The 13,264-nt window shown below is 67.6% G+C and carries 12 protein-coding genes and 2 pseudogenes; 6 read left to right on the top strand and 8 right to left on the bottom strand.

Annotation, left to right across the window (positions count from 1 at the left end; translation table 11 throughout):
* Positions 1-882: 882 nt before the first annotated feature.
* Positions 883-1,700, bottom strand: a pseudogene (locus ACIP93_RS24905) (IS5 family transposase).
* An 860-nt stretch (positions 1,701-2,560) separates the two neighbouring features.
* Between ACIP93_RS24905 and ACIP93_RS24910 the strand changes: the two are divergent.
* The 3 genes from ACIP93_RS24910 to ACIP93_RS24920 all read left to right on the top strand — a co-directional run bounded on the left by ACIP93_RS24910 (position 2,561) and on the right by ACIP93_RS24920 (position 3,681).
* Positions 2,561-2,785 carry a hypothetical protein gene (locus ACIP93_RS24910; RefSeq protein ID WP_401761818.1) on the top strand — a complete coding sequence of 75 codons (225 nt, stop codon included), beginning with the start codon at positions 2,561-2,563 and terminating at the stop codon, positions 2,783-2,785.
* Positions 2,760-2,885 (top strand): hypothetical protein, encoded by a 126-nt coding sequence (locus ACIP93_RS24915; RefSeq protein ID WP_345227122.1) that lies wholly within the window; start codon positions 2,760-2,762, stop codon positions 2,883-2,885. The genes ACIP93_RS24910 and ACIP93_RS24915 overlap by 26 nt, the downstream gene beginning before the upstream one ends.
* Before the next feature lie 442 nt (positions 2,886-3,327).
* Positions 3,328-3,681 carry a hypothetical protein gene (locus tag ACIP93_RS24920; protein WP_401761820.1) on the top strand — a complete coding sequence of 118 codons (354 nt, stop codon included), beginning with the start codon at positions 3,328-3,330 and terminating at the stop codon, positions 3,679-3,681.
* Between the two features lie 515 nt (positions 3,682-4,196).
* Here ACIP93_RS24920 and ACIP93_RS24925 read toward each other — a convergent pair.
* From ACIP93_RS24925 to ACIP93_RS24945, 5 genes and pseudogenes are all read right to left on the bottom strand, one after another.
* Complete coding sequence (locus ACIP93_RS24925; RefSeq protein ID WP_401761822.1) at positions 4,197-4,379, bottom strand: hypothetical protein; 183 nt, start codon at positions 4,377-4,379, stop codon at positions 4,197-4,199.
* A gap of 41 nt (positions 4,380-4,420) precedes the next feature.
* A pseudogene (locus ACIP93_RS24930) lies at positions 4,421-4,516 on the bottom strand (IS5/IS1182 family transposase); the annotation flags it as partial.
* Positions 4,517-4,534: 18 nt separating this feature from the next.
* Positions 4,535-5,164, bottom strand: coding sequence for a hypothetical protein (locus ACIP93_RS24935; RefSeq protein WP_401761823.1), 630 nt, complete (start codon positions 5,162-5,164; stop codon positions 4,535-4,537).
* A 619-nt stretch (positions 5,165-5,783) separates the two neighbouring features.
* Positions 5,784-6,347 (bottom strand): cupin domain-containing protein, encoded by a 564-nt coding sequence (locus ACIP93_RS24940; RefSeq protein ID WP_401761825.1) that lies wholly within the window; start codon positions 6,345-6,347, stop codon positions 5,784-5,786.
* Positions 6,344-7,474 carry a type III polyketide synthase gene (locus tag ACIP93_RS24945; RefSeq protein WP_345227131.1) on the bottom strand — a complete coding sequence of 377 codons (1,131 nt, stop codon included), beginning with the start codon at positions 7,472-7,474 and terminating at the stop codon, positions 6,344-6,346. Before ACIP93_RS24945 ends, ACIP93_RS24940 begins: the two co-directional genes overlap by 4 nt.
* A 350-nt stretch (positions 7,475-7,824) precedes the next feature.
* On the opposite strand from ACIP93_RS24945, the gene ACIP93_RS24950 reads away from it, so the two are divergent.
* Together ACIP93_RS24950 and ACIP93_RS24955 are read left to right on the top strand one after the other, a co-directional pair.
* A complete protein-coding gene (locus ACIP93_RS24950) occupies positions 7,825-9,081 on the top strand; it encodes a cytochrome P450 (protein WP_401761827.1) in 1,257 nt (418 codons plus the stop codon).
* A gap of 340 nt (positions 9,082-9,421) precedes the next feature.
* Complete coding sequence (locus ACIP93_RS24955; RefSeq protein WP_401761829.1) at positions 9,422-9,835, top strand: hypothetical protein; 414 nt, start codon at positions 9,422-9,424, stop codon at positions 9,833-9,835.
* Positions 9,836-10,405: 570 nt separating this feature from the next.
* On the opposite strand, the gene ACIP93_RS24960 is transcribed toward ACIP93_RS24955, so the two are convergent.
* Positions 10,406-10,762: a hypothetical protein gene (locus tag ACIP93_RS24960; protein ID WP_401761831.1), complete on the bottom strand. Its 357-nt coding sequence runs from the start codon at positions 10,760-10,762 to the stop codon at positions 10,406-10,408.
* Positions 10,763-11,379: 617 nt separating this feature from the next.
* Between ACIP93_RS24960 and ACIP93_RS24965 the strand changes: the two genes are divergently transcribed.
* On the top strand, positions 11,380-11,751 hold the full coding sequence (locus ACIP93_RS24965) for a hypothetical protein (protein WP_401761833.1): 372 nt from the start codon (positions 11,380-11,382) through the stop codon (positions 11,749-11,751).
* Between the two features lie 218 nt (positions 11,752-11,969).
* Here the strand turns inward: ACIP93_RS24965 and ACIP93_RS24970 are convergent, their stop codons facing one another.
* On the bottom strand, positions 11,970-13,187 hold the full coding sequence (locus tag ACIP93_RS24970; RefSeq protein WP_401761834.1) for a hypothetical protein: 1,218 nt from the start codon (positions 13,185-13,187) through the stop codon (positions 11,970-11,972).
* Positions 13,188-13,264 lie beyond the last annotated feature (77 nt).

Below are 13,264 nucleotides of genomic sequence, written 5' to 3' on the forward strand. Positions count from 1 at the left end.
TGCCGGAGGAGCCGGTCACGATTGCCTGGTGCGGGGACGCGCGGGCCTACCACCCCCACCCGCCTGCGGGTGACAGGCAGCCGGTGCTGCTGACGCAAGATCACGACATGCGCCAGCCAGCCCTGGACACCGGGCTACGGAACATACCGGACGACTGACGGCACGTCGTTTCCGCTGCTGGGCGCGCACCATTCGCTCGTACACCGTGGCGGCATGGAGACTCCGCGCGAAGAAGGCCCAGTCACCTCCAGACGGGAGATCCTTGCCGAAGTTGCGGTACACCCTGCGAGCTCTTCTCGTCCTCGCCACCACCGAAGTTCACAGGTGACGGACGATCTCCCCACAAGGATCAAGCTTCTTACCGGCACGAGTCCACTGCTCACAGACCACACCAGCCCCACTGACCAGTAAAAATCACGATGTCGCTAACTCAGTGTGACCACTGGCGGCCAGTTGGTCCCCCACCCACTGGCCGCAAACGGGGAGATCTAATTCGCCGCTATCACACCATGGCTCACACAAGGGACGCAGCTCGGGAAATCCGGATGAAATGATCTTAGTGCGGGCCGACTCCGGATGGCGGGATGGCTTGCTCGTGGGAATCTCAGTCCCTGGCGGCGACGGCGCAAGGGCCTGCCCCCTCCCCATTGAGGACGTCATGAGAGGCAGAATCCCCTTCACAGCGGTAACCGTTGCGGCTGCGTGCGTTGTAGGTGTTCCCGTACACGCGGCCCCTGGGCCGTCGGCGGATCCCGTCGAGAGGCTCGCCTCGGCCGCCAGGGACTTCGACACGGTCGGCGATCCGGTGCATTTCTCCAGCACGCCCCCCGCGTCGGCTTCCGCCCATGGCTGGTGGGAGACGAAGAACCCTAAGACGGTGTCCTATGTGGTGAGTCGGAGGAGCCGCTTGTAGCAGCAGAGAGCTGCGGCGAGGCCGAGAAAGGCCAGGTAGTTGGCGGGTTGGCGTTCGTAGCGTGGGCTGAGCCGCCGGTAGCCGGTCAGCCACGACATGGTCCGCTCGATCACCCACCTTCGGCGCCCTCACCGTTCGCTGGACTCGATGCTCTTGCGGGCGATGCGGACTCCGATGTGCCTGCCCCATAACCATTTCCGCAGGTGGGGTACGTCGTAGGCTTTGTCGGCGTGCAGGCGCTGGGGCTTGAAGTAGCGGCCTCGGTAGGGGTCGTGTCTCGTTTGGTGACCGGCGATCATGGGCTTCAGGGCGAGGCTGTCGTGGACGTTCGCGGCGGAGATGCCGACGACCAGGGGCAGTCCGTTCGCGTCCGACAGGACGTGCATCTTGGAACCCGGCTTGCCCCGGTCCACGGGGCTCGGACCTGTGTGTTCGCCCCCTTTTTTGCCCGCACGTGCGCGGAGTCGAGCACGACACGGGAGACGTCGATGAGGCTGGCGTCGTCGAGGCGGTGCAGCACCGCTTCGTGAAGTCGGCCCCAGACGCCGGCTCTCGACCAGATCATGAAGCGGCGGTGCACCGTGGACTTCGAAACCCCGAAACACGGTGGCAAGGCCCGCCAGGAACAGCCGCTGACCAGCACGTAGATGATCGCCGCAAAGAGCGTCTCATCAGGCGTGTCCTGCGTTCCGCCACCCTGCGGCCGCACCCTCGACGGCGGGACGAGGGGCTTCGCGATCTCCCACAACCCATCTGGAACAATCCAACTCCACGTTCCCTGGCCCATGTTGAACAGGGATACCCAGCACCCCCACATAGGACACCGTCTAAGCACAAGCAAAAGAAGGCACGAGTTACCGTTGAGCTTCAAGTTCGAACGGGAGGCGGGTGGCGCACCGTGGTCACCGGCCCCTCCAAGGTGGTCAAGCCAGGAGGTGGCAGCGCCCGGCGGACCCATGCCCGCTACACCTGTGTCGGAACTACGCTGACGGCATGGCGCAGTCGGGTCGACGTCGATATCGAATGGGTCATCGACTCGGCGGAGAAGCTGGTGACCGCGCCCCAGAACCTTCGTTGCGGCGCACGCTGACACCACCCAGGGAAGGCAGAGCATGAGAGGGAGCGACAGCATCGCCGACGAGAGGGAGACCTGGCCCATGGCCGTCGCCGTTCACGGGACGCTGAGGCTGCATGAGTGGCTCGGCCAGGCATATGCCGACCACGACCTCGACAAGGACGTCTTCAGCCTCGCTGTGACGAGGGCCGCCGCCTACGGCTGGAGCCTGCCCGAATCCACCGCTCGGCCCCGGCTGGATGGAGCGCGCTGGGACCTGGTCGACACCGAGCAGGACTGGTCACAGGACGAGCGGCCGCGACAGATCGCCCGGCTGACGGTCCACCCGACCACCGGCCTGACCGGACAGCAGCTTCCGGTTCTGCCCATGACCCGGGTCCTTTGCGATGTACTGGCCCGGGTGGGGCACCTGGACTTCACCGGGCTGCGTACCCATGCGCCGCTCGGCCTCGCCCTCGCCGACGGATTCCAGTGGGCACGCGAGGCCCGCTGGTTCGCCCTGGCCCCCCCCAGGGGTTCGCGCAGGCATCCGGCTCACGATCACCCTCGACGGCCGGCCCATTACGGACGGCATGGCGTCCGAACTGCTCGATCGCATCGTGGAATACAGTTGGGACCTGCTCGACCTGACTCTCGGCCCGCTCCGGACGGAGCCTGTCTCGCTCACCGGAAGCTGCCCACAATGGGCACCGGACACTGCGGCCTGGATCATCGAGATCGCGCTCGCGTCCCTGCACACGATGGGCCTCATCGGGCACGCCGATCTCGCCATTGACCGAGCTGCCGCGGCACGGTGACGGCCTCGACGAGCGTCTCGACACCCACTTCGACCTCGGTGGATTCGATGCACTCGAAGTCGCCTTCGGTTACGTCGTCGGGCCCGGCGGATATCGCTGAAGCGGCACGGTGCCAAGGAGGACCTAGTGTTGACCACGGCGGCACGGGCGGATCAGGACCTTGAGGTGATGGGTGCCACGAGCCGGATGTTCGGAGATGATGCGAACCGAGAGCGGGCGGGCGCTGGCCCTGGACGTGCTGCCGACGACGTTTTCGTGGGTGCGCTATCTGCCGACGCACGATGTGCGCGAGTGTCTCCGTGGAGCTGGTCAAGACACTCAGCGCGACGAGCGCGATGGACAATACCGCATCCGTCATGCCGTAGAACGTACGCGGTCCATTGCCAGGACCGCTCCCAGGAACGCCGGAACGTGCCCGTGACGGACGATCACGTGCTAGCGATCTCCCCCCCCCTCGACCAGCCCGAGCGCGCCGGTCGACCATCACACAAGGCCGATGAGCTGCGACGTCAGGATGGAAATTGCTCAGTAGGCTCAGGTCCATGGATGCGTTCATACCGTTCCTGATGTTGATCGGTGGCCTAGCCACAGTCCTGGGTTTCTTTACCTGGCTGGCGTCACGTGTTCGCCGCCGAGGTCTCGCGGGCGGGGCCATGAGTGGGGCCCTGGCCTCCTACGAGGAGGCGTTCCGCATCACTGCTCACGAATCTCATGTTGAGATCCGGGCGCAAGCAGAACGCAAGGCGCCGATCCTGTCGCCCGACGATCACTGGGGACGAAACCCCCATGAAGCCGGTCAGGCGGGAACGGGAGGGCGTTATCCGATTCAGCCGCGTCCTCGCCGGTCACGACGGGGCCTCGGCCGCTGGGTCGATCGTTTGAGGTCTGGTCGCTGATCATGGACACCCTGTTGCCGGCTGTGGGAGGAGGCGTGGCTCCGGGCGTCTTCGCATACCTGGGGGAGCGTGTTCTGCTGGCCATGGAGGCTCGGGGCTGGATCTCCGGCACAAGACCGAGGTCCTGTCACCCATCGGTGTCGACCTCATCCAGGAGGGCGACCCCGGGGCCCAGGCTGCAAGCGCGCCATGGAACAGGAACGCGTGCGCAAGAACATCAGGCTGGCAGACGGCCCGTTGTCCCAAGTGAACCTGGAAGTCGGCACGGTGCGCATCCGCCAATCTGGCGGCGAGGGACAAGAACCGACAACCTCCTCCTGATCGGACACGACCGCACTCGGATTCTGAGCACGAGAGTGGCCGACTACGGCGCTCAGTGGCCAACTAGCGTGCTCGGTCCCAGGTAATTGATGCCGGCCATGAAAGGCTCCTCGTTCAGAGCTCGAAATCCAGGTAGTCGATGTTCTTCAGTTCGACTTCGTGGAGGTCTCGTGCCCGGCGTCCGCCGTCCTGAATTACTCTTCCCGGATTCCGTCTGTGACGATTTCCTTCATCTGCTGGTCGCTGGCCCCTTGTTCGCGGGCGTCGAACAGGCGGCGCGCGTGGGCTGCGGAGAGCTTGATCGTCACCCGGCGCATGCGCGCTTCGTCGGTCGATCCTCCGGCGGCCTTGTAGCCGAAGGCAGGACGGGTTTCCACCTTGAGTCCGCTGCTGGCCGGCTGCCTACTTACTGATCGTTTCAGAATGCGATTCGGAGGCGGCGGAGGCATATGAAGCTGCAGGTCAGTTCGAGCAGGCCCTGGTGGAGGTCGGCGCGTCGCTCGTAACGGGTGCGGGCCGTGGCGCACGCCTCTTACGGGCGGGGGAGCGGTGCCAGTTCGGCGTGGGTGACGGTGTAGCCGCCCTTGACGACGGGGGCGTACGGGGCCGGGGCCATACAGGTGCCGACTTCGGCGTCCTCACTGTTCGGCAGCAGGTTCACCCCGTTCCACGAGAAGCCCACCCGATCGGCCTTGCCGCCCTTTCCGCCGTCGTGCACGCTCAGTCCGACGCGCTTGCCGAGCAGGCCGGTCTCCTCGTGGCTGACCTTCGTGATGAGGGCCGTGACCGTCGCCGTGTTCGGGCCGGTGACCAGGCACTCCACTTGGCCCTCGGAGGTATAGGTGACGTTCTGGTCAGCCGAGTGGTGCGAGATGCGTACCGTCCCCCGCGCGTCGACGGGCAGCCCCGTGGGAATCTTGGGCCGCGGGATGCTGTACGGGGCGGCCACCGCGTCGAAGCTGAAGGAGCGCACATCGTTGTCGTTCAGGTACGGCAGTACGAAGTCCCCACTGCCGACAATTCGCGCCGCGCCCGGCCGGCGGTGGTCCGTGCGCTGCTCGGCGGACGAGGCGATGGACGAGGTACACAGGGTGAACCCGGCCACCAGGGCAGCGATGGTAGCGGTGGCGGTGCGCCGAGCAGGCAGCGACAGCGAAGTCATGACGATCTCCTTTTCTGCGAAGGGGAGTTGACTGGCGGAACGCGACCCATTCTTCACTTTGACAGCCGCCCGGTCGTCATCCCAAGGCCGCAAGATCGATGCCGCCTTATCGCCCGCGCGGCTGACCAGACGTCAGCCGAGAGTCGCACAGGGCGGATCACCGCCGGCCGCAGCCGTTCGCGTATCAGTTGTCGCGCTGGCGCCGCCCAGGCCCCGGCTCAAGTGGGGCACTACGAAGACACCGTCCGTAGGAAGGACGGGGTCCTGCTGCACGCCGACCGGACCCTGTCCTTTGCCGGGCGGTTGGTGAGCGGCGGGCCACTGTTGGTCCGATACCGGCCTTCGGCGGCCGCGTACGCGGCCGCGTCGAGCTCGTGTCGTAGCAGGTGATCCTCGGCCTCCGCGGTGCCCCCGCTCATCGCCCTTGCCACCGCCGCCAGGTTCATACCGAACTGCAGCGGCCCCACACCCTGGCCTGCGGTTTTTGATGATGTGCGTTACATCCTCATGTGCGCTACGTACCCCTCTTCAACGCTCGAATGACGCTCTGGGAGGCATCCTGACGCTCAAGCGACGGGCGGTGCCGCCCCTCCCGGGGGCCGGCGAGGTGGTCCGGGGTTCATCGGGGGCCGGGCGGGTCGTAGCGCAGGGGGGTGATCTGCTCGATGTCGTACCGGATGCGGAGGGCGTCGATCGCGGCGTCGCGCTCGGCGGGTTGCGCGCCAGAGGTGAGGATGTCGAGCAGTTCCTCGAAGTAGCGTTCGTGGGCGGGCGGCGGGGAGGACTGGAACAGCATCTTCGCCGTCGCGCCGCTGGTGTTGGCGAAGGCGTGCGGACAGCCCTGCGGTACATGGATGAGGGTGCCGGGGGTGGCTCTCGTTCTCCGTTGTCCCGCGTGCGACTCCCAGGAGCGCCAGTTGTCCGGGGTGCGCACCCGGGGTTCGAACGCGAGCACGTCCAGTTCGCCCTCCAGCACGTAGAAGAGTTCCTCGCTGTGGGCGTGGGCGTGTGCGCCGACATCGAAGCCGGGCGGTACCAGCACCTCGAAGGTCGAGGCGGCGGCGGAGTGTTCGCCGGTCACCTTGTACGTGACGTGCTGGGCCTTCGCGGCCAGGACGCGGCCCGCGCCGGGCGGTACCACGAGCCCCTGGCCGCTTCCCGTGCTCAGGCCGGGGCCGGTCATACGAGGGCCCCCTGTCCGTCGAGGTCCTCGCTGTCCGCCAGCCCGTCTCGGAGCCGGTTCGGGGTGCGGGCGGCGGCTTCGGCCGTGGTCCAGGTGCCGAGTGCGACCTCGGCGGTGATGCCGGGGCCGAAGCCCGCGATCATGCCGTGGGCGCCGACGCCGGGGCCGCCCTCGGCGAAGAGGCGGCGCAGGGCGTCCAGCACGACGGCACTGGCGATGTTGCCGTACTCGGTGAGTGTGGCGCGGCTGAAACGGAACGACGCCGGCGGGACCTTCAGATGGGTGCACAGGTCGTCGAGGATGCGCGGGCCGCCCGCGTGGATGATGTAGAAGTCCATGGCGGAGGCGGACTGGCCGTGTTGGCGGGCCAACGAGGCCAGTACCGGAGCGAGTTGCTCCATCGTGCCGGGCACCCGTTTGTCGAGCATGAAGTGGAAGCCGGTCTCGCGGACGTCGTAGGCGATCCAGTCCTCGGTGTCGGGCACCAGGTGGCTGCCGTTGTGGCGCAGCTCGACGCCGGTGCCGCCGTCGCCGCGCACCACGGCCGCGGCGACGGCGTCGCCGAACAGCCCGTTGGAGAGCAGGTTGCCCACGCCGAGGTCGGTGGGCTGGTAGCAGAGGGAGGAGAACTCGCAGGCCACCACGAGGGCGTTGCGGCCGGGGTAGGCGGTGCAGAAGTCGTGGGCGCGGTTGATGGCGGCGCCGCCTGCCGCGCAGCCGAGTTGGGCGATGGGGATCTGCCGGGTCTCGGGCCGGAAGCCCATGGTGTTGATCAGCCAGGCGGTCGGCGAGGGCATGGTGAAACCGGTGCAGGACACGAAGACGATGAGGTCGATGTCGCGTGCCGTGAGGCCCGCGTGGCCGAGTGCCTCTTCGACCACCGCGGGGATCCGGGCCCTGGCCTGCGTGACGTACATGTCGTTGCGGGCGCGGAAGCCGGGGTGCTGGAGGGTCTCCTCGATGGGGCGCACCAGATGGCGCTCGCGCACTCCGGTGTTGCCGATCAGACGCAGCGCGAGGGGCAGCTGCGGATGACCGTGGTGCAGTCTGCGCGCCAGGGCGAGGGTCTCCTCCTGGGTGATGACGAATTCCGGAACGGCGACGGCGGGACGGCACAACGTGGGCATGGGATCACCTCGGGCGATGGGGGCGTACGCACGGCTGTCGCCGCGCCCGGGGACGGGCAGGGCACCCCACCCTCGGAACATCTGCTGGCATTCACACAAAAAGCGCATATAGAAGGGTGTGTCCACCGCTCGCGTCCGCTCGGCACGACGGAGGGTGGGGCGGCGGAGTGCTCCGGCCGCACAAGGGTGGTCTCTGCTATTTGTTCGCATTAGAGCACGAGTTGATCGGGTAAGACAGTATTTACACCTTTCTGGGTGAGACAGACGTGCGGCGGTCCGGTACGCGACGGCCGTCCCGCCGTCACCGAACGGCGGCGGTGAACGAACGCATGACGGCGAGGAGTGGTGGCGTGAGCGAGGGCCTGATGAGCGGAACGCGGCATCCGGACGAACCGGCGCACGCCTGCCCCGCGTCCGGGGTACGGACGTACGACGCCCACGACCTTCCGGCGCTCGACTTCGACCCCTTCCTCCGCGCCTCCCTGACCGACGCTCCCGTCTCGCGCATCCGGCTGCCGCACGGCGAGGGCGACTGCTGGCTGGTCACCCGCTACGAAGACGTCCGCTTCGTGACGTCGGACGCCCGCTTCAGCCGCGACATCGTCGGCCTGCCCATCCCCAAGATGACCAAGCACTTCATCCCGCTGGACCGGGCCGTCAGCTTCGTCGATCCGCCCGACCACGCCCGGGTCCGGGCCGTGGTCGCATCCGCCTTCACCCAGCGCGCCATGGACCGGCTGCGCCCCCGCCTCCAGGAGCTCGTGGACGGCCTGCTGGACGCCGCCGAGGCCGCGGGACCGCCCCTGGACCTGGTCGCCGCGGTCACCTCGCCCTTCCCGCTCGCCGTCATCGGCGAGGTGCTCGGCATGCCCACCGCGGATCTGCCCCAGGTACGCGACTGGGCGCAGACCCTGCTCACCCGAGCCTCCGACGCGGCGGCGGCCGAACGGGCCCGCGAGGTGAAGGAGCACGCCCGGGAGTACTTCCGGCGACTGGCGGACCAGCGTCGCCACCAGCCGCGCGAAGACCTGATGAGCACCATGGTCGCCGCCGTCGACGCCGGACGCATCGACGAGGAGGAACTGCTCGCCCTGGCCACCTTGATGGGCCTCAACGGCTGGCACGCCGTCTGCAACAACACCTCCAACATGGTCTTCGCCCTCCTCACCCGCGACGGCCTCGCCGACCGGCTGCGCGCCGAACCCGCCCTCGTACCGCGCGCCGTGGAGGAACTGCTGCGCTGGATCCCGCACAAGCACGGCGTCGGGCAGCCCCGCGTCGCCACCGAGGACGTGCGTGTCGGAGACACGTTGGTCCGCAAGGGCGAATTCGTCTACGTGTCGTACGTGGCGGCCAACCGGGACGACCAGGTCTACCCCGAACCCGACCGTATCGACTTCGACCGCCAAGGCCCCCCGCACCTGGCCTTCGGGCACGGCCCGCACTTCTGCATCGGCCCGCTCCTCGCCCGCACGGAGGCCGAGATCCTGCTGGCCGCCCTGCTCGCCCGCTGGCCCGGGCTCCGACTGGCCGTGCCGCCCGAGGAGGTGCCTTGGCAGACAGAGGTGCTCATCCGCGGACCCGAAGCGCTCCAGGTGCGTTGGTGAGGACCCGCCGGGGTCCCGGCCCCGGCCCCCGGTGGACCGGCGCGGCGACGCACCGCTCAGGAAAGCCGCTCGCGAGGCTCCGACGAGCTCGCTCCCGGCGAGGGCTCCGCCCGCTTCCACCGCGACGGTGATCGCCGCGGCTGCCACGGGCGGGCCAGCGCTCCGCCCAGGCCGGTGACCACCGCACGGATCCGGCGTTCGGTCGCGATCCGGTGGTGTCCGGCTCCCCGCGGACCCGTCTGGCCGACGCCTCCCAGTGACGGGATGCCACGGCGGGGGCTGCGCCGACCGTTCCGTTCAACAGCCTGGAGTGGCAGGTCGATCCCGACACGACGACCTGGTGGCACCATCCACCCAGCGCGCCGCCGGGATGCAGGAGATCCAGGCGTGCGCACCGGACGGGTACGACTTCGCCCGCCTGGTCTGGCAAGGCTGCGAGGTAGGCCGCCCCGGGTTGATCCTGAAAATCAGGATCACCGGACCGTGGCAGCGCCACGGGTACGGCTCCCGCATGGTGCGCTTCGCCCTGCACGGCCGTGACGAGTACCGCTGGACCACGCCGCCGCAGTCGCAGGACGCCCAGGCTTTCTTCCCGGCCCTCACCGAGACGAACGGCGTCGCGTTCCCTCGTGCCGCCGAGTTGTGCGAGCACATGCGGCGCCGGGAGCACCCGTTCATCGTCTGCAACTACGGCCCGGCAGGCAACCTCATCGGCCGGTACCGGGACGACATCGGGCAGCCTGTCGGCGGTTGAGCCAGCGACCTGACCGGCCCCCGACCAGTTGGCCGGCTCGATCCAGCCCTTCGGCCGGAAGGCGCAAGGACCCGTCCTGGAACCTGACATCGAACTTCCGTGACGGGTCCTCACGGCCTGCGGCCGGAGCCTCTCGCCCCCTGGTGGATACCGGCCCACAGCCCAGCCGAACAGACAACAAGCTCAGACGGGCCGGAGTGATCGGTGGGCCTCCAGGCGGTCCACGTTCTTGATCACCAGTCGTCAGGCTTCTGGGTTTCGTTCTGGCGGCTGACGGCGCGAACGTCAAAAAGCCCGCGGCCGCTGCCTCCGGGAGACAAGGCCGGTTGTCCGCATGCGTTCGCAGGGGCCGGGGCCCCTGCCCCCGTCGCCTACTCCCTGCGGGCCCCGCCGCCCGAGAGGCCCAGAAGACCCATGGCCCGCCGGGGTCTGGGGGCGGGGCCGCCATCGCCGACGGGCCGGACCGGCCGAAATCGGCGGCTCGGTCCGGTCCCGCACAGCTCAATGAGTACTAGCCGGACGGTGTGTCCGGCCGGACCACGTGTCACGAGGACATGTGCTCCGGTGCTTCTACTCGTTGAACCAAATGGACTTCACCGTGGCACCGCCGCCGTTCCACGAGAGCCACATCTGGTATTCCCGCAGGTTGCCGATGTTGTAACCCTTCTTGTCGCAGCCCGAGTCGCCGCCGTCGGTGACGGTGAGGACGAAGTCTTCAGAGCCGGACTCCAACAGTCTTCCGGTCATGCCGTAGCCGTCGGCCTTGGTGTCGCAGACCTGGAACATGTCCCCGTCGTCGATGAACGTCATCTTGCCGTGGCTGTTGCTGATGGTCCTGTTGGTGTCGGCCATGGCGGGCGTGGCCGTGCCGACGACCAGCGCGGCGAGGGCGGCGCCTGTTGCAGCGATGCGGGAGAACGATTTCACGATTGCTTCCTCTTTCTCTTTTCCCCGCCGGTCTGCGGGGAAGTCCGATCGGGGCCGAGCCTAGATCCGAGGGAATATTTGGCAAACCAATTTCGAGCGGGACTCCCTCTCGGACTGTTCACATAGGGTGACTTGAATGGGCCACGCAAAAGGGGCAGCAATTCCATGAGGTGCGATTCGGGACATGTTCCCGTCACCAGATCGCCCGCATGAACACTGCATGTACACAAGTGACGGGAAAGTGACGTGCATCACTTTACTGAATTCGAGTCGGCAGACTGACACAATTAGTCCAAGGCTGCACAAGTTACGGATTTCCCGTAGCACCCAAGCGCCACTGACAGAGCTGCGGCAAGCATGTGACGCAGGTCACCTTCGAAGTACCGTCGAAACGCGCGGTATCCACGGTCACCCTTCTTTCCTTTTTCGCATGCCTGAAATAGGCCTTTGCCAATTCGATGCCCGCTATGGGCGACTCTCCCTGGTCACCCTGTGTAATTCGTGTGGCAGCCGCGTCCCACTGGAAATGCGCTTGCCAAATATTCGGCTTCCCTTAGGCTCGGCCCCGATCGGACTTCCCCGCAGACCGGCGGGGAAAAGAGAAGGAGGAAGCAGTCGTGAAATCGTTCTCCCGCATCGCTGCAACAGGCGCGGCCCTCGCCGCGCTGGTCGTCGGCACGGCCACGCCGGCCATGGCCGAATCCAACAAGACCATCAGCAACAGCCACGGCAAGATGACGTTCATCGACGACGGGGACATGTTCCAGGTCTGCGACACCAAGGCCGACGGCCACGGCATGACCGGCGAACTGGTGCAGGTCTACCCGGGCGGCAGCAACCAGGTGCGCCTCACCGTCACCGATGGCGGTGACTCGGGTTGTGACAAGAAGGGTTACAACATCGGCAACCAGTTCAACGAGCTGTACGAGATGTGGCTCTCGTGGAACGGCGGCGGTGCCACGGTGAAGTCCGAGCGGTTCAACGAGTAGCAGCAGCCCGGACACCCTGAGGCACTGATCTCGCGAGATCGGTGCCTCGGCTCGTTTTCGGCTGCGGTCGTGCGGTTCGGCGCCTTCACGCCGACCCCCCGGTCGAGGCGGACGATCCGTACCGCGGCGTCCGCCCACGGCGCGGCCGGGCACACGCGAGCTCCCCACGGCACACCGCAGCCGGCCTCGCCGGGACGGCGAGGCCGACTGCCCCTTGGTCAGCGCTCAGTCAACACCGGGGTCCATCGGCCGTCGTAGCGCAGGGACGGTTCGCGGAAGCCGGAGAGCGGGGTCACCGTGTCGCTGTCCAGGCCGACCAGAACCAACTGGTTGCGGAACTCACCCTTCCCCGGGGCGCACTGGGCGGGATCGCAGCGCCAGGCAACGAGGTGGCGGTCATCGGCCCAGGCGAGCAGCTGCTGGCCGGGCACGAGTGCGGCTCGTTCGCCGGTCTTCGTGTCCAGCACTTCGGAGACGATGCCCTCCTCGTCGTCCGGCATGGTCCCTGCCACACGTCTTCCGTCCGGAGAAAGACCTGCCTCGGCCTGGCCGGGGCGGGCCTCATGCTTCGGGGCCTGGGTTTCTCGTCCGTCCGTGTCGACGTAGAGCTTTCCCGACTCGTTGCGCCAGGGAGTCCACAACAGCTTGCCGTCACGGCTCCAGCGGAAATCCTGACGGCCGCCGTCGATGAACCCGCGCTCGTCCTTCTTCGACGGCGACGACGTGAACTCCGCCCGGCCCGTAGCCACGTCGATGACGTAGAAGCCGGTGCGGCTCGGCTTCGGACCGGGCAGTTTTTCACCGTTCACCTGCTGTGGCGCGTCCTTGAAGAGGCCGTCCGGATTCAGGCTGTACGCCGTGGCCACCAGGCGCTTCCCGTCCGGTGAGAACTGCACACCGCCGACGCTCCGGTCGACCTTGATCCAGCGTTGCACCTTGCCGGAGGCCAGGTCGAGCAGCCCGACGCGGTTGACGGGCAGGCCGCGTTCGAGCACCGCGGCGGTCTTCAGCCCGCGAGCGACGTCGAGATACGCCCAGTCGGTCCTCTCGTACCTGTTCGACGACGAATTGAGCAGGTGCCACTCGAGGGCGAGGACTCCGTTGCCGCCCGGCTGTTTCACGACCTTCGACGTGGAGTACGCCGAGACAGCGACCTTCCCGGCGGCTATCCGTTCCCGGGGCGGCGACTGGTCGGGACGGGCCACCACGTCCAGAGAACCGAGGTCGGGCGCGGGCCGGGTCCCCGGGCTGTCGCCGTGCGTGCTGAGCGCCACCGTCACGCCCACGGCGATGCCCGCCCCGACGACGCCCGCCACCACGAGCGTGCGCAAACTGCGGCGGCGCGGCGATCGGGGCGCTCGCACCGGGGGGCCGCTGGGAGTCCATGTTCCCTGCGCAGGTTGCTGCCGCGCCTCGACGAATTCTTCAGGCTTCATGGTCGTACCTTCACGGCAGAGATGTCACACACGACAAACGCGCTGAATGTCTCCCGACGGGAGAGGGAAACAGTCGT

This window comes from Streptomyces sp. NPDC088745, from assembly GCF_044751045.1.
GTDB classification, from domain to species: Bacteria; Actinomycetota; Actinomycetes; order Streptomycetales; family Streptomycetaceae; genus Streptomyces; species Streptomyces cremeus.

Excerpts from the sequence above, each read along its gene's own strand:
- ACIP93_RS24910 (WP_401761818.1), top strand. The coding sequence starts at position 2,561 with ATGGCGTCCGAACTGCTCGATCGCATCGTGGAATACAGTTGGGACCTG.
- ACIP93_RS24920 (WP_401761820.1), top strand. The coding sequence starts at position 3,328 with ATGGATGCGTTCATACCGTTCCTGATGTTGATCGGTGGCCTAGCCACA.
- ACIP93_RS24935 (WP_401761823.1), bottom strand. The coding sequence starts at position 5,164 with ATGACTTCGCTGTCGCTGCCTGCTCGGCGCACCGCCACCGCTACCATC.
- ACIP93_RS24940 (WP_401761825.1), bottom strand. The coding sequence starts at position 6,347 with ATGACCGGCCCCGGCCTGAGCACGGGAAGCGGCCAGGGGCTCGTGGTA.
- ACIP93_RS24945 (WP_345227131.1), bottom strand. The coding sequence starts at position 7,474 with ATGCCCACGTTGTGCCGTCCCGCCGTCGCCGTTCCGGAATTCGTCATC.
- ACIP93_RS24970 (WP_401761834.1), bottom strand. The coding sequence starts at position 13,187 with ATGAAGCCTGAAGAATTCGTCGAGGCGCGGCAGCAACCTGCGCAGGGA.